17 protein-coding genes are annotated in these 14,552 nt (G+C 59.2%); 8 read left to right on the forward strand and 9 right to left on the reverse strand.

The annotated features are described in order from the left end of the window. Window positions 1-24: 24 nt before the first annotated feature. From I8E17_RS35280 to I8E17_RS07435, 3 genes are all read right to left on the reverse strand, one after another. Window positions 25-159, reverse strand: coding sequence for a hypothetical protein (locus I8E17_RS35280; protein ID WP_257713997.1), 135 nt, complete (start codon window positions 157-159; stop codon window positions 25-27). A 39-nt stretch (window positions 160-198) separates the two neighbouring features. Further along, entirely contained in the window at window positions 199-357 is a 159-nt protein-coding gene (locus I8E17_RS07430) for a hypothetical protein (protein WP_015339886.1), read from the reverse strand. A gap of 91 nt (window positions 358-448) precedes the next feature. Continuing rightward, on the reverse strand, window positions 449-673 hold the full coding sequence (locus I8E17_RS07435) for a hypothetical protein (RefSeq protein WP_069612167.1): 225 nt from the start codon (window positions 671-673) through the stop codon (window positions 449-451). Between the two features lie 201 nt (window positions 674-874). Between I8E17_RS07435 and coaD the strand changes: the two genes are divergently transcribed. The 7 genes from coaD to I8E17_RS07470 all read left to right on the forward strand — a co-directional run bounded on the left by coaD (window position 875) and on the right by I8E17_RS07470 (window position 6,730). Beyond that, window positions 875-1,387, forward strand: coding sequence for a pantetheine-phosphate adenylyltransferase (gene coaD, locus I8E17_RS07440; RefSeq protein WP_069612168.1), 513 nt, complete (start codon window positions 875-877; stop codon window positions 1,385-1,387). 29 nt (window positions 1,388-1,416) lie between these two features. After that, a complete protein-coding gene (locus I8E17_RS07445) occupies window positions 1,417-1,989 on the forward strand; it encodes a peptidylprolyl isomerase (protein ID WP_113366757.1) in 573 nt (190 codons plus the stop codon). A gap of 114 nt (window positions 1,990-2,103) precedes the next feature. Next, a complete protein-coding gene (locus I8E17_RS07450) occupies window positions 2,104-2,604 on the forward strand; it encodes a peptidylprolyl isomerase (protein WP_069612170.1) in 501 nt (166 codons plus the stop codon). A gap of 88 nt (window positions 2,605-2,692) precedes the next feature. Further along, window positions 2,693-3,778, forward strand: coding sequence for a tRNA preQ1(34) S-adenosylmethionine ribosyltransferase-isomerase QueA (queA, locus tag I8E17_RS07455; protein ID WP_069612171.1), 1,086 nt, complete (start codon window positions 2,693-2,695; stop codon window positions 3,776-3,778). Between the two features lie 6 nt (window positions 3,779-3,784). Continuing rightward, window positions 3,785-4,915: a tRNA guanosine(34) transglycosylase Tgt gene (tgt, locus tag I8E17_RS07460; protein WP_069612172.1), complete on the forward strand. Its 1,131-nt coding sequence runs from the start codon at window positions 3,785-3,787 to the stop codon at window positions 4,913-4,915. A 245-nt stretch (window positions 4,916-5,160) separates the two neighbouring features. After that, a complete protein-coding gene (locus I8E17_RS07465) occupies window positions 5,161-5,586 on the forward strand; it encodes a VOC family protein (RefSeq protein ID WP_069612173.1) in 426 nt (141 codons plus the stop codon). Between the two features lie 253 nt (window positions 5,587-5,839). After that, complete coding sequence (locus tag I8E17_RS07470; RefSeq protein WP_069612174.1) at window positions 5,840-6,730, forward strand: cell wall hydrolase; 891 nt, start codon at window positions 5,840-5,842, stop codon at window positions 6,728-6,730. 79 nt (window positions 6,731-6,809) lie between these two features. Here I8E17_RS07470 and I8E17_RS07475 read toward each other — a convergent pair whose 3' ends face one another. From I8E17_RS07475 to I8E17_RS07500, 6 genes are all read right to left on the reverse strand, one after another. After that, window positions 6,810-7,232 carry a DUF4864 domain-containing protein gene (locus I8E17_RS07475; RefSeq protein ID WP_069612175.1) on the reverse strand — a complete coding sequence of 141 codons (423 nt, stop codon included), beginning with the start codon at window positions 7,230-7,232 and terminating at the stop codon, window positions 6,810-6,812. 57 nt (window positions 7,233-7,289) lie between these two features. Continuing rightward, a complete protein-coding gene (gene fabF / locus I8E17_RS07480) occupies window positions 7,290-8,555 on the reverse strand; it encodes a beta-ketoacyl-ACP synthase II (RefSeq protein WP_069612176.1) in 1,266 nt (421 codons plus the stop codon). A 17-nt stretch (window positions 8,556-8,572) separates the two neighbouring features. Beyond that, window positions 8,573-9,079, reverse strand: a complete 507-nt coding sequence (locus I8E17_RS07485; RefSeq protein ID WP_069612177.1) for a helix-turn-helix domain-containing protein — start codon at window positions 9,077-9,079, stop codon at window positions 8,573-8,575. A gap of 147 nt (window positions 9,080-9,226) precedes the next feature. Further along, complete coding sequence (locus I8E17_RS07490; RefSeq protein WP_113366758.1) at window positions 9,227-9,817, reverse strand: NADPH-dependent FMN reductase; 591 nt, start codon at window positions 9,815-9,817, stop codon at window positions 9,227-9,229. 35 nt (window positions 9,818-9,852) lie between these two features. After that, window positions 9,853-11,754: an ABC transporter ATP-binding protein gene (locus tag I8E17_RS07495; RefSeq protein WP_069612179.1), complete on the reverse strand. Its 1,902-nt coding sequence runs from the start codon at window positions 11,752-11,754 to the stop codon at window positions 9,853-9,855. Between the two features lie 2 nt (window positions 11,755-11,756). Next, window positions 11,757-13,646 (reverse strand): ABC transporter ATP-binding protein, encoded by a 1,890-nt coding sequence (locus tag I8E17_RS07500; protein WP_069612180.1) that lies wholly within the window; start codon window positions 13,644-13,646, stop codon window positions 11,757-11,759. Window positions 13,647-13,872: 226 nt separating this feature from the next. Between I8E17_RS07500 and I8E17_RS07505 the strand changes: the two genes are divergently transcribed. After that, a complete protein-coding gene (locus I8E17_RS07505; RefSeq protein WP_069612181.1) occupies window positions 13,873-14,529 on the forward strand; it encodes a dihydrofolate reductase family protein in 657 nt (218 codons plus the stop codon). The last annotated feature ends 23 nt before the right edge of the window (window positions 14,530-14,552 follow it).

Here is a 14,552-nt window from a genome sequence, read left to right on the forward strand (position 1 = left end):
GGAGAGATGCTCGGTGCGCGGAGATCAGAGCGTCTTGTGACGCTTATGCAGCCTCTTGCTCTCTTCGCTTTCGCGATGAAGCGCCGAAATGGTGGATGCGACTGACACGACAAACATGATGCTGATGAAAAGTGTAAGCAGCGTCAAAATGGTGAACATGATCGCTCCCTCCTTTGGTGGGGCTAGCGTTCAGATCCCTTAGTACTGGCTCGATGCAACGAAGGGACGAGCCGAAGCAAAGGGACCGTAGATCTTCGACTGGTCGGGTTTCTGATCGTAAAGCGCAACGGTTGCTGCGAGCATTCCCGAAATCATGGCCATCCAAACAACGTTAATAAGGGTGATCTTGTCGGGCATACTCTTCTTCCTTCTTGCCGCAATGTGCAATCTGAGTTTCGGACTGTTAACGCGACGTTTCCAAAATGGTTCCGCCGATATTGAGAGCTATCTAGCAATGCGCATCTGAAGCGACCTTGAATGCCTTGTTCATCTGGCGTTCAGATTCGCGATGCGTCCTGCGCATGGCAGTGGCGATTTCTTGGGCAAAATCGATGTCTTTGCCGTTTTCCGAGGCGGAATCCCATTCGATCTCATAATTGTCGGCGAAAAGATGAACGAGGTATTCGACGAAAAATGAACCGATGACGGCGCCTGCGATGATGAAGACGAGCATGGCATGAGTCCCTGAAATCGAGATCGGCGAGCCATTGAAGCAGGCCCGTTTCGATGTTGATGTCAGTAAAGCATTGTCGAGCTGAAACGGGCTTGAACGGTGCGTTCATCTGCAGTTCAGCGGCGGCCGCCGGGTTGCAAATCACTTGCGATACGGTCTCATCCATGACAAAAGGCGTCGAAACAACGAGCCGGCCTGGTAATGACGACAGCCTTCTATCCTGGGTCTTTCGACCCGATGACCAACGGACATCTGGATGTCCTCGTGCAGGCGTTGAACGTCGCCGCCAAGGTGATCGTCGCGATTGGAATTCACCCTGGCAAGAAGCCGCTTTTCTCCTTCGAGGAGCGGGCGGAGCTCATCCGCAGATCGCTCGGTGAGGCTCTGCCGCAGAAGGCGGGCGATATTTCCGTCGTCGCTTTCGACGATCTGGTCGTCGATGCCGCCCGTGCCCATGGCGCGACCTTGCTGGTGCGTGGCCTGCGCGATGGCACCGATCTCGATTATGAAATGCAGATGGCTGGCATGAACAGGCAGATGGCGCCGGATATCCAGACGCTGTTTCTGCCCGCCGGGACAGCCTCTCGGCCCATAACCGCCACATTGGTGCGGCAGATCGCATCCATGGGCGGCGATGTCAGCGCCTTCGTGCCGTCGGCGGTTCTGGAAGCGCTGAACGGCAAACTCAAAAATAAGGCCAGCGGCAACAGCTGAGCCGAAATCCAATCCCGAACGGAGCATCCATGAAACTCTTTCATATTGCATTGGCAGGATTCCTGAGCCTTGCCGCCTTCGCAGGCAGCGCGTTCTCGGCCGCAGCCGCAGATCTTTTGACCATCCAGCTCAAGGACGGCCCGGTGGTCATCCAGTTGATGCCGGAGGTTGCTCCGAAGCATGTTGTCCAGATCGAGGCGCTGGCGAAGAAGGGTGCCTACGACAACGTCGTCTTCCATCGCGTCATCGATGGCTTCATGGCCCAGACGGGCGACGTCCAGTACGGCAATGCCTCCAAGGGTTATGATCCGAACAAGGCCGGCACCGGCGGTTCTGACCTGCCGAATCTTCCGGCTGAATTCTCCAAGGTTCCGTTCACGCGTGGCACCGTCGGCATGGCGCGCGCCCAGGACCCGAACTCTGCCAATTCGCAGTTCTTCATCATGTTCGCCGACGGCGCTTTCCTGAACGGCCAGTACACGGTCGTCGGCAAGGTCGTCTCGGGCATGGAGTTCGTCGACAAGATCAAGCGCGGCGAAGGCCAGAACGGCGAAGTGAGCAACCCTGACAAGATGGTCAAGGTCACCGTCACCAAGAAGTGATTTCACGGGCATGATCTCAAAAGGCGCACCGCGGCTTTGGGATGAGATCAAGCCAAGGCAAGTTGCATGATCCGGCGAGGATCATGCACAAACAGAGAGAACAAGGAAACGAACATGGCTGAGATCAAGGATCCAGAAAACACCCTCATCCTGGACACCACCAAGGGCCAGGTTGTCATTCAGCTTCTGCCGCAGGTCGCTCCGGAGCATGTTGCCCGCATTAAGGAGCTTGCACGCGAAAAGGCTTATGACAACGTTGTTTTCCATCGCGTCATCGATGGCTTCATGGCTCAGACCGGTGATGTCGAGCATGGCAAGGTTGGCGGCAACACCGCTCGCGCCGGCACCGGCGGTTCGTCCAAGCCGGACCTGAAGGCTGAATTCTCCGCCACGCCGCACGTTCGCGGCACGTGCTCGATGGCCCGCTCGCAGAACCCGAACTCGGCCAACTCGCAGTTCTTCATCTGCTTTACGGACGCTCCGTGGCTGAACAAGCAGTATTCCGTCTGGGGCCAAGTTATCTCGGGCATGGAATTCGTCGACCAGATCAAGCGCGGCGAGCCGGTAAAGGATCCGGATTCGATCGTATCCGCGCGGGTTGCCGCCGACGTCTGATCGTGATTATTCCTGAAACCCGCCTCTTGCGCCTATGGCGTGAGGGGCGGGTTTCGCTTTGCCTGAATGAACTGCCTGGACCAATTGAATGCGTGTTGACCTTTTCGATTTCGATCTGCCGGAGGAGCGTATCGCGCTCAGGCCCGCCGAGCCGCGCGATAGCGCGCGCCTGCTCGTCGTCGATCCAAACGATGGTGCCAATACGCTGAGTGACCATAAGGTGTGGGATTTGCCATCTTTCCTGCGCCCCGGCGATGCCATGATCTTTAACGATACCAAGGTGATACCGGCGCAGCTGGAAGGCATTCGTCATCGCGAAGGCGCCCCTGGCCAACAGGTCTCGGCGACGCTGCATATGCGCTCCGCGCCGGATCGCTGGAAGGCCTTTGCCAGGCCCGGAAAACGCATCAAGACCGGTGACCGCATCCAGTTCGGTCACGGCGAAAATGTCTGCGCGCTCGGTTCGCTCTATGCGACGGTCGAGGAAAAGGGCGAGGGCGGCGAGATTACCCTGCGGTTTGATCTCTCCGGCCCAGCGCTGGACGAAGCGATCGCCGTGGTCGGGCATATTCCCCTGCCACCCTATATTGCAGCGAAGCGCCCGGAAGACGAGCGTGATCGCGCCGACTATCAGACGATCTATGCGCGTGAAGAGGGTGCCGTCGCGGCACCTACCGCTGGCCTGCACTTCACGCCATCACTGTTTGCCGCGCTCGATGCTCTCGGCGTCGAGCGGCATTTCGTGACGCTGCACGTCGGCGCCGGTACCTTTCTGCCCGTCAAGGCCGACGATACCGACGACCACAAGATGCATTTCGAGATCGGCTATGTCGATGTCGAAACCGCCGCAAAACTAAATGCCGTCAAGGCGAGGGGCGGGCGCATCGTCTGCGTTGGCACCACCTCGCTGCGGCTGATCGAAAGTGCCGCCGCTGACGACGGCACCATCCAGCCTTGGCAGGGTGCTACGGGCATATTCATCACGCCCGGCTATCGCTTCAAAGCCGTTGACATGCTGATGACCAATTTCCACCTGCCGCGCTCGACCCTGTTCATGCTCGTATCGGCCTTTGCCGGCCTCGATACGATGCGCGCGGCCTATACCCATGCTATCGAGACGGGCTATCGCTTCTATTCCTATGGCGATGGCAGCCTGCTTCACCGGAAAGACTAGGACGAAATGAGCGAAAGCTTTCAGTTTCAATTGAAGAAGACCGATGGCGGCGCTCGCCTCGGCGAAGTTTCCATGCCGCGCGGCACGATCCGCACGCCGGCCTTCATGCCGGTCGGCACCGTCGGTACCGTCAAGGCGATGTATCTCGACCAGGTACGCGAAACCGGCGCCGATATCATCCTCGGCAATACCTATCATCTGATGCTGCGTCCGACGGCCGAGCGCGTCGCCCGCCTCGGCGGCCTGCATCAGCTGATCCGCTGGCCGCATCCGATCCTCACCGATTCCGGTGGATTCCAGGTGATGTCGCTGTCCGGTCTGCGCAAGCTGGATGAGCAGGGTGTGACATTCAAATCGCATGTCGATGGCAGCCTGCATCACATGTCGCCCGAGCGGTCGATCGAGATTCAGGGTCTGCTCGATTCCGATATCCAGATGCAGCTCGACGAATGCGTCGCCTTGCCGGCAACGCCGAAGGAAATCGAGCGCGCCATGGAAATGTCGCTTCGTTGGGCGGAGCGCTGCAAGGTCGCCTTCGGCAACCAGCCCGGCAAGGCCATGTTCGGCATCGTCCAGGGCGGCGACGTTCCGGAGCTTCGCGTCCGGTCGGCTCAGGCGCTGAGCGGCATGGATCTGAAGGGCTATGCGGTCGGCGGCCTTGCCGTCGGCGAGCCGCAGGAAGTCATGCTGCGCATGCTCGAGATCACGCTTCCGGAGCTGCCGACGGAGAAGCCGCGCTACCTGATGGGCGTCGGCACACCGGACGACATCCTCAAATCTGTCGCCCGCGGCATCGATATGTTCGATTGCGTGATGCCGACGCGCTCTGGCCGTCACGGACTGGCCTTTACCCGTCGCGGCAAGGTCAATATCCGCAATGCCCGCCATGCCGAAGACATGCGTCCGCTGGACGACCAATCCAATTGCCCGGCCTCGCGCGATTATTCCCGCGCCTATCTGCATCACCTCGTGCGCGCCAACGAGGCGCTCGGCGGCATGCTGCTGTCCTGGCACAATCTCGCCTACTACCAGGAGCTGATGCAGGGAATCCGCCAGTCGATCGCCGAAGGCCGCTTCGCCGATTTCATGGCCGAAACGATGGAGAACTGGGCGAGGGGCGATCTCGAGCCGGTGTGATCCTGTTGCGATGAGGATGCGCCACGCGATCTTGCTCGTATGGCGATTTCGCGCTAACTGAAGCCTGTCGAAAAAGGCAGGGTTGGTTTCGGTAGGCCCAACCCCTTCCAATCTGGAAGCACTGCTCCTTGCCATTGGTGATGAGAGCCCGCGACGCGGAGCTTGACCATTGTGGTCGAGCGTCTCGCGTTGGCGTGGGCCGGATCGACCGACATGTCTCCGCGGGAAAGTCTTTTGGAGCTGTCATGAGACTGAACCACCTGGATCTGCATGTTCCCGATGTCGCCGCGACGCGGGATTTCTTTGTTTCCGTTTTCGGCCTGACGGAGGTGGAAACGCGGGGCGCAAATGGCCTCGCCATCCTTCGCGACGATGCCGGGCTTGAACTTGTCATCAGCCGGCCTGTCGAGAAATTCGGCGGCGTCGATGGCGTTTCCGTCGGTTGCAATACCTATCATATCGGCTTCATGCAGCCCTCTCAAGAAGCCGTCGATCTGTTGTTCGAACGGGCGAAATCGAGCGGCTGCGAGATCTGGAAACCACCTTCGGCCATACGTGGCAATTGGTCGTTTTATTGTTTCGCGCCGGGGCGAATCCTCGTCGAAGTCGGCTGGCGCATGGAGCTTGCTCTGTTGGTAAATCATTTATTATCGATTGATTGCTATCCTTAACAAACATCATTTTGAGTCGGCTGGAACGGGCTTGTCTTGGGCAATTTCCGTTTCCGGCCATGTTTCAAAATGAGCTCGACGACAATAAAGCATTGGGAAAAATAGCGAATCGGAATAAACGGTCCATCCGCCTTTGAAAAACGTCATTGGCTGATTTGATTGCGTGGCTGCTTGGAATTTTGAAAAAATCCGGCTAAAACGCATTCTCTTAATCGATAAGGGCTGTACTACCGAAAATAGGAGGCACTTGCCGTTGAGGGCGCAACGCAAATTCGGGGCATGTCTTTCGGGACTATTGGTTGTCGGCCTAGCCGCTACCAGCTGCACGACGACGCAGAAGACAACCCCCACCCCCAGCAATACCACCAAGCCCATTCGTGGCGCGAAGGTTACCTATAATTACACGATGAAGGACAAGGACTGTCTCGAACGTGCAATGTACTTCGAATCGGAGCGGTCCGACCCGAGTGGTTACATGGCAGTCGGTACGGTCGTGATGAACAGGCTGACCTCCGGGGCCTATCCGCCCACGATCTGCGGCGTCGTTGCCCAGGAAAAGCAGTTCGCCCCTGGCGTGATGACCAGGGAAGTCAAGGATCAGGCGAAGCCCGACCTCGAAGTTGCTGCCTCGAAGATCCTGCGCGGCGAACGGCATCCCCAGGTGAAGGACGCGATGTTCTTTCATACCGAAGGCCTGAGATTCCCATACGATAATATGCACTACGTCGCTTACGCCGGCGGCAACGCGTTCTACGAGAAGCGTGGTCGCAATGGCGAATTGCAGACGCCTGCGCCGCTTCCGGCTTACGAGGTTGCGATGAATTATGTGCCCACGCAGGGCGCGCCGCAATCTCCGTTCGTCCTGCCGGAAACGCAGCCGGCGTCCACGACGTCTGCCGTTGCGGCATTTACGCCGGTCTCGAACCCGACGGTGACCATGCCGCAGAGCGCCATCGTTATCCCAACTGCAGTTCCGATCCCGACGCCCGCGCCTACGGACATGGCAATTTCAGGACCGCTTCCGAACGGCGAGACCACGTACACGAATACGCCTATGCCGGCTTCAACGGTCGTCATTCCGCAGCCGCGACCGGAACTCGACGGCAATACGTCTGCAGGAAATCCGCTTAGAATTCGCGGTTAATAAGATCCGGCCTAGGCTCTATGACAGCGCGTCTCTCCTTTGAGACGCGCTGTTTGCGTTTGGGGGCGAGCAACATGCCTCAGATGCCCTCGCTCGCCGTTTTGGCAAGAATTTGCACGCCGTTGATCTTATAGCTGCCGTCGGGCTGGCGGGTTATCTGATAGATCGCTGTCCAGTCCTTGTCATCGGTGCCGGTGATCAGCACCTCCTGATAGACGACGGCACCGTTCTCGATCGCTCGGCTCTTGCCGAAGGCGTAGTTGCCGGGATGATAGACCGGCTGGTAGCTCTTCTTTACCATGGCGAAGAAGCTGTCCTTATCCGGGAAAAGCGCCCTGATGCCGGGTGCGGCGAAGGAATAGGCGGTCGCCGCATCATCCTGCAGAAAGGCCTCGATTTGTTGCTCAATGAGGCTCTGTGCCGTCTGCACCGGATCTTCCGCGTAAGCGACCGGCATAAAGGCAAAGCAGCAGAGAAAAACGGCGAAAGAAAAAGCGCGCATGTGCATCCTCAGCCATGTGAGAAGAGCTTAGCGCGCTTTGATCTCAAGCAGAAGCGATTACTGCCAGCGGCGGAAGAGCGCGCTGGCGTTGACGCCGCCAAAGCCGAAACCGTTGGAGATCGCATAGTCCATGGCCATCGGTCGCGCGGTGCCGCCGACGATGTCGATGCCTTCAGCCGCCGGATCCGGATCCTGCAGATTGCGGGTCGGCGGCGCGATTTGATCACGCAGCGCCATGATGGTGAAGATCGCTTCCATGCCGCCGGCCGCACCCAGAAGATGGCCGGTCGCGGCTTTCGTGCCACTGACGGCGATCGCGCCGTCGCGGCCGAAGACAGTCTTGATTGCTTCCATCTCGCCTCGGTCACCGACCTGGGTCGATGTCGCATGCGCATTCAGATGCTTGACCTCTGCCGGTGAAATGCGAGCCTGGGAAAGTGCCGCAAGCATGGCCCGGCGCGCACCATCGCCATCTTCCGGCCCTGCCGTCATGTGATAGGCGTCGGCGGCAGTGCCATAACCCACAAGCTCGGCCAGCGGCGTGGCGCCACGCGCAAGGGCGTGCTCCAGGGTCTCGATGACAAGCATGCCGGCACCTTCACCCATGACGAAGCCGTCACGCCCGCTGTCGAAGGGGCGGGAGGCTTCTTCCGGGCGGTTGCTGAAGCCGGTCGAGAGAGCACGCGCTGCAGCGAAGCCGCCAAGGCTCACTTTGTCGATGCAGGCTTCGGCACCGCCGCAGATGGCGACATCGGCCTCGCCTGAGCGGATCAGCCGCGCCGCGTCGCCAATTGCCTGAACGCTGGCGGCACAGGCGGTGACTGGCGCACCCAGCGGCCCCTTGAAGCCGTAGCGGATACTCACCTGGCCGGCGGCAAGATTGACGAGGAAGGAAGGGATGGTGAAGGGCGACAAACGTCGCAAACCTTTCGTTTCTGCTATGCGAACCGCATCGGCGATGGCGGGAAAACCACCGACGCCCGATGCGATGATCGTGGCCGTCCGTTCCAGAGCGCCGACGTCAGTCGGTTGCCAGCCGGCCTGCAGAATCGCTTCCTCAGCGGCCGCCATCGCGAGAAGGATGAAGCGATCCATTTTCTTCTGGTCTTTGATGGGTACATAGCGGTCGACATCGAAGCCCGCCTCGGGATCTTCCGCGATGTCGGGAACAACACCACCGATCTTGGCGGTGAGATCACTTACCATTTCCTCAGGCAGCAGCCTGAGGCCGGAACGCCCTTCAATCAGCCGTTTCCAACTTGCGTTGACACCCACGCCCAGGGGAGAAACCAGTCCCATGCCGGTGACGACGATACGATCCATGTCTTGCTCCTATTCTGTCAGGCGTCGAAGCCCAGAAACCACGCCTTCATCTGGGCTATGCGTTCATGAACGGTATCATCGGCCGCAGGCCCGGGCACGAGCATCGTGTCTTCGGGCTGAAAGGCGCGGCCGGTGACGCGGTCGATGAGAAGCGGGTCGCGATCTTCGCCGGTATTGGCGTCGACGAGGCGCATTGCGACTTCTTCGGCAGGCAAGTGCCGATTGCCCCAGGTGAAGAGCGCCATCAGCACGGGGAAGAAATCCCGACCCTTCTCGGTCAGCACATATTCGTAGCGCGGCGGCCGCTCTTGATAGAGTCGCCGCTCGAACAGACCTTCGTCTGTGAGATGCTTGAGGCGCCGCGTCAGGATATTCGGTGCAACGCCGAGATTTTTCTGGAATTCGTCGAACCGGCTCAATCCCTGCAGCGCATCACGCAGGATCAGGATGCTCCACCAGTCGCCCACGCTTTCGAGTGCACGGGCGGCGGGGCATTTGAAATTGCTGAAGCTGGTTCTCTGCATGGGAGAGGCAGATAGCATGAGTAACTATCATGATGCAAGTTACTATCACGAAGCTAGATTTGCTAGAAGCAGGAACTCAATCTGCTGGCGCGCGAGCCTAGATGGGAATGAGCGAAATGCGCCTGGCTGTGCCAGGGCCGCGGGTTTTCAGTAAGGAGGCGCCTTACGAGCGCGCTGGTGTTTTGCCGCCTCGGTCCACCAGGCGAGATCGTCGGCAAAACGGGGAAACGCTTTCGCGAGGGCATCCCCTCCGCTCCCGGTGGGTTTGCCGTCAACGTCCAATGCCGCCGAAATATTGGCGACGGCAAGCGTGCTGGAGATAACGACCATTCCCATCTCGGAAAGAGTGCCGTGCCAGGAGACCGCCGCATGGGCGCCGGAAAGGCGGCCGGCGGAGTAGCTGGCAATCGCCGCCGGGCGCCAAAACCACTCCTCAAGATAATGATCTGTCAGATTTTTCAAGCCAGGCTGCATGCCCCAATTATATTCGCCGGTGACAAAAACGAAGGCATCGGCCGCCCGAATCTTCCCGGCAAGTTGCTCCATTGCCGAGGGCGCTGAGCCTTTGGGGTATTCCTTGTACATCCGATCGAGCATCGGCAGGCCAACCCCCTTGGCGTCGATGAGTTCAACATTGTTTCCGCGCTGACGCAGGCCGGCTACGAGATAATTCGCAAGACGGATGCCAGCGCGATCTGATCGGTAGGAACCGTAGAGAACGAGGATACTGTCGGTCATTGTTGATTATGCCCCCACAGTTTGTGCGAAATACTCTATGTCTGTGACTCCACCGGTACCGAAGCGGAGACTTCCTCCTCCGGAATATCGTCGAAGGACGCATAATTGAGGTTATAGAGCTTCGAGTAAAGCTTGCCATTGGCCATAAGCTGATTGTGGTTGCCGCTTTCGAGCAGTTGGCCGTTTTGCAGCACGATGATGCGGTCCGCCTCGCGGATGGTGGCCAGACGATGCGCGATGACGAGACCGGTGCGGCCTTCGAGCAGCTTCACCAACGCTTTCTGGATCAGCATTTCTGTGTAGCTGTCGATATTCGCCGTAGCTTCGTCGAGCACGAGGATCTTGGCGTCGGCGACAAGGGCGCGGGCGAAGCTGACGAGCTGGCGTTGGCCGAGTGAAAGACCACCGCCGCGCTCGCCGAGAACGGAGTCGTAGCCATCCGGAAGACGCATGATAAACTCATGCGCGCCGACCGCTTTAGCGGCCTCGATGACCTCGTCGCGTGTCGCCTCCGTCTTGTTGTAGCGGATGTTCTCCAGCACCGTGCCGGTGAAGAGGAACGGCTCCTGTAGCACCATGGCGATCTGGCGTCCGAGCGAATCCTGTGTAAGGGAGCGCACGTCATGGCCGCCGACCAATACCTGACCATGCTGCACATCATAGAAGCGATGGATGAGCGCCATCGAGCTCGACTTGCCCGAGCCCGTTGGCCCGATCAGCGCTACCGTTTCTCCCGGGTTGACCTTAAAGCTGACATTCTTCAGTACGGGATGCTTGGGATTATAGCCGAAGATCACATCGCGGAATTCCACCGAGCCGTCCATATCCGGCGACAGCTCGATTGCATCGGCCGCATCCTTGATGTCGACCGGAACGTCGAGCACCTCGGTCAGCCGCTGGCCGGACGCCATGGCGCGCTGCATGACCGAATATTGCATGGTCAGTGAACGGATCGGGTCGAAGAAGCGCTGAATGTAGAACAGGAAGGCGACCATGATGCCGACATCGAGCTTGTGGTTCAGCACCATCGAGCCCCCGACGATGATGACGATCGCCATGGCCATACCAGTCAGCGTGTCGACGATCGGCACCATGACCTGGGCATAGCGCGCTGCCGTCAGATGTGTCTGAAGGTTCGCGTGGGCCTTGTCGTCGAAAAGCGAAAAGTTCACGCTCTGCCGATGCATGCCCTGAACAGCGCGCACCCCATGGATCGCTTCCGCCAGTGCACCATTGGTAACCGAGTTGGTCTCATGCGCGTTCATGAAGGCGACACGCGCCTTCGGCAGCCAGAACAGCCGCACGATGAAAAGGATCGGCATGACGGAAAGCGTCAGCAGGCCGAGCCGGAAATCCAGCGACAGCATGACGATGACGATGCCGAAGAGCAAGGCTATGTCGCCGACGGAAAGCACTGAAGTTTCAAGGAATTCCTGCATGGAATTAACGTCGCCCTGCAGGCGCGACATCAGGCGACCGACTTCCGTTTTGTCCATGAAGGATAGCGAGACGCGCTGCAGATGCGCAAACATCGCCCGGCGAATGTCGAACAGCACTTCCTCGGCGACCTGGCCGACATAGGTTTCCTGCACATAGCTCGCCCCGTAATTGACGAGGATGGCCGCCGTGAAAACTCCCAGAGACAACCAGAGCGCGGAGTAATCTATGGCTCCGGGCGCCATCGCGCCGTCGATCGCATGGCGGATGACGAGCGGTATGACGATTTGCGATGCAGTGAAGAGCAGAACGGCCGCAACGGAGATGTAGATCTGCCGCCGATAGGGGCTGACGAAGGCCCATATGCGGCGGATGATCTTGCTGTCGAAGACCTTGCCGAAGATCTCCTCTTCGACGCGATGGGACCCGACCACGGCACGGGGAGGGCGACGACCATCCTCGCGCACATCATTGCGCTCGGTTTCGGTGATTTCCGACATTGTCATACCTCCCTTTTCGCCCTTTCGAGCGTGCCGGCCGACGTCTTGACGACATCATCCTCCGGGCGAACCTGCAGATCGTAGAGCGCCTTGTACCGCCCACCTGCGGCCAGGAGCTGCTCGTGCGTGCCGCGCTCGACGATCGCGCCATCCTCGATGAACAGGATCTGGTCGGCATGCATCAGCGAACTCAACCTATGCGCGACGATCAGTGTTACTCGGTCCCGGGCGAAACGCTTCATGGCACTGCGGATGCGCTGCTCCGTTGCGGCGTCGATCGCGGCGGTGGAATCGTCGAAGACCATCACAGCCGGCTTCAGCATCAATGTCCGGGCGATCGTCAGGCGCTGACGCTGCCCGCCGGACAGCGACACGCCGCGCTCGCCAACGATTGTCGTATAGCCGGCTGGCAGGCCGAGAATGTAATTGTGCAGCTGCGCCGACTCTGCGGCGCGCTCTATGCGGGTTTCCTTCGCCCAGGGGTCGCCATAGGCGATGTTGTTCTCGATGCTGGTCGTGAACAGGAAGGAATCCTGCTGTACGACGGCAACGTTCTGCCGCAGCGATTGCAACGTCGCCTTGCGGATATCCTGGCCGTCAAGCGTGATCCGCCCGGCCGTGACGTCGTAAAAGCGTGGAATGAGATGGGCAATGGTGGACTTGCCGCTGCCGGGCGGGCCAACAATGCCGACTGTCTCGCCGCGCTTTGCCTCGAAACAGATATTCTTCAGCACCGGCCGCATTTCCGAGCCCGGATAGCTGAAGTCGACGTTCTCGAAACGCAGCGTGCCTTCGGTCACGACGAGCGGCTTGGCGTCCGGCGAATCCTTGATGGGAATATCGAGATCGAGGAGCTCAAACAGGCGCGAACCGCAGGTCGAGGCACGTGCGAAAGCATTCACCATCAGGCCGAGCTGGCGCACCGGCATCTGCAGGATGGTCATGAAGGTCAGGAAGGAGGCCAGCGTGCCGACACTGATCTCGCCATTGATGACCTTCAGGCCGCCTAGCCAGAGTACCAGACCCATGGACACGAAGAAGGAGAGGTTCATGGCGCTGGTATTGATGACGCGGATGCCGACGCGCTTGTGGGCAAGGGAAAGCGCATTGTGCGAGGCCCGGTCGAACTTCATGAGTTCGTGTGCCTGCGCGGCGAAGGCGCGCACCACGCGGATGCCACCGAGATTTTCCTCCATCACGCGCGTCAGCACAGAGAGGCGCTCCTGCAGATCGAGCCATGTCGAACGCAACCGCAACTGCGTTACGGAAGAGCGCCACGCCACGAAAGGCACGAAGCTCAGGGCCAAGAGACCGAGCGCGACATCGGTCGATAGCAGCATATAGGCGCCGACGCCGATCAGCATGGTCAGTAGCACCATGCGCACCAGCGCGGTCGAGAAATACATGCGCACGCCTTCGAGATCGAGCAGGCCGACTGTGATGAGATCGCCAGAATGGGCCTTGTCATGGAAGCTGAAGGAGAGTTGCTGGATCTTCTCATAGCAGGCGAGCCGAAGCTCATAGCCCATATGATGGCCGACGGCTTCGCTATAGTAGTTCTGCACCATCGTGAACAGGCCGCGCAGAATGCTGATGACCAGCAGCAGCAACGCAGTCGTCAGCAGCGCATTTTCCGCGATCTCGCCGGCGGCACCGCCGGCAACCGCCGTCTGCGTCTGATCGACGGCACGGCCCAAGAGGCGGGGGATCGTCAGCTGCAACGTTGCAGCCACAAAAGTTGCCCCAATGGCGAAGCTTGTCTGCCAGGGATGGCGCAGCGTCATGTGGGTGATCCGGACGATCGTCGACAGGCCTTGGCCCCAACCGACCGCATTGACATGCGCACGCGAAACCAGTGGCTTCGCGGCGCTTCTTGATGAATCGCTGCTCACGCTTTTATCCAGGCATAATTAAACGAGGCGGGCCCGCAGACGGGTTCGTATCTCAAGGAAAATATTGATAGGATGAATTTTGCCGATTCCGTGGCGGCGTTCAAGAGTCAATCGGTCACAAGTCCAACGCGAGCGTTAGATTGCGTGTTTAAAAATAATCGATGATATGCCGGGATCGAAACCGACGAGACGTCCTCTGGGCACCACGCCAGAATAGGAGGATATCATGCGCAAAGTCATAGCGGCAACATTCATCAGTCTCGATGGCGTCATGCAGGCACCCGGCGGTCCGGACGAGGATCCGACCGGCGGTTTTGAGTATGGTGGCTGGGTATTCCCTCACGCCGACGAGGAAACTGGTAAGGCGCTCTTCGAACTGTTCGAAAAGCCGTTCGATCTGCTGCTCGGACGCAAGACCTACGATATATTCTCGGCTTTTTGGCCCTATGTCGGCGACGACGATCCAATCGGCCAGCGATTCAACAGCGTTGTCAAATACGTCGCAACGCGTGGCGATGCCGAGCTGAAATGGAACAAAAGCCAGTCGCTCGGCAAGGATGTCGTGGCGGCGATCAAGGAGTTGAAAGCAGGCGAGGGACCGGATCTTCTCATTCAGGGCAGTGGCGACCTCATTCAGACCCTGCTGCGTCACAGGCTGATCGACGAATTCAAGCTGGTGATCTTTCCGGTCGTGCTGGGCGGCGGCAAGAAGCTGTTCGCCGGCGGAGCGGTTCCTGCCGCAATGAAACTGCTGCGCACCCAGTCTTCCTCTAACGGTGTCATCTTTGCGACCTATCAGCCGGACGGCCCGGTGAAGACCGGCTCCTTCGTCGGGCCGAATCCGTCCGAAGAGGAGATCGAGCGCCGCAAGCGGCTCCAATAACCGATCTGACCGCGGCAAGGTGT

It is taken from the genome of Rhizobium sp. AB2/73 (assembly GCF_020871915.1).
GTDB classification, from domain to species: Bacteria; Pseudomonadota; Alphaproteobacteria; order Rhizobiales; family Rhizobiaceae; genus Rhizobium; species Rhizobium dioscoreae.

What these genes read in the sequence shown, in the direction of transcription:
- I8E17_RS35280 (WP_257713997.1), bottom strand. Translation starts at nt 159, where the DNA reads ATGTTCACCATTTTGACGCTGCTTACACTTTTCATCAGCATCATGTTT.
- I8E17_RS07430 (WP_015339886.1), bottom strand. Translation starts at nt 357, where the DNA reads ATGCCCGACAAGATCACCCTTATTAACGTTGTTTGGATGGCCATGATT.
- I8E17_RS07435 (WP_069612167.1), bottom strand. Translation starts at nt 673, where the DNA reads ATGCTCGTCTTCATCATCGCAGGCGCCGTCATCGGTTCATTTTTCGTC.
- coaD (WP_069612168.1), top strand. Translation starts at nt 875, where the DNA reads ATGACGACAGCCTTCTATCCTGGGTCTTTCGACCCGATGACCAACGGA.
- I8E17_RS07445 (WP_113366757.1), top strand. Translation starts at nt 1,417, where the DNA reads ATGAAACTCTTTCATATTGCATTGGCAGGATTCCTGAGCCTTGCCGCC.
- I8E17_RS07450 (WP_069612170.1), top strand. Translation starts at nt 2,104, where the DNA reads ATGGCTGAGATCAAGGATCCAGAAAACACCCTCATCCTGGACACCACC.
- queA (WP_069612171.1), top strand. Translation starts at nt 2,693, where the DNA reads ATGCGTGTTGACCTTTTCGATTTCGATCTGCCGGAGGAGCGTATCGCG.
- tgt (WP_069612172.1), top strand. Translation starts at nt 3,785, where the DNA reads ATGAGCGAAAGCTTTCAGTTTCAATTGAAGAAGACCGATGGCGGCGCT.
- I8E17_RS07465 (WP_069612173.1), top strand. Translation starts at nt 5,161, where the DNA reads ATGAGACTGAACCACCTGGATCTGCATGTTCCCGATGTCGCCGCGACG.
- I8E17_RS07475 (WP_069612175.1), bottom strand. Translation starts at nt 7,232, where the DNA reads ATGCGCGCTTTTTCTTTCGCCGTTTTTCTCTGCTGCTTTGCCTTTATG.
- fabF (WP_069612176.1), bottom strand. Translation starts at nt 8,555, where the DNA reads ATGGATCGTATCGTCGTCACCGGCATGGGACTGGTTTCTCCCCTGGGC.
- I8E17_RS07485 (WP_069612177.1), bottom strand. Translation starts at nt 9,079, where the DNA reads ATGCAGAGAACCAGCTTCAGCAATTTCAAATGCCCCGCCGCCCGTGCA.
- I8E17_RS07490 (WP_113366758.1), bottom strand. Translation starts at nt 9,817, where the DNA reads ATGACCGACAGTATCCTCGTTCTCTACGGTTCCTACCGATCAGATCGC.
- I8E17_RS07495 (WP_069612179.1), bottom strand. Translation starts at nt 11,754, where the DNA reads ATGTCGGAAATCACCGAAACCGAGCGCAATGATGTGCGCGAGGATGGT.
- I8E17_RS07505 (WP_069612181.1), top strand. Translation starts at nt 13,873, where the DNA reads ATGCGCAAAGTCATAGCGGCAACATTCATCAGTCTCGATGGCGTCATG.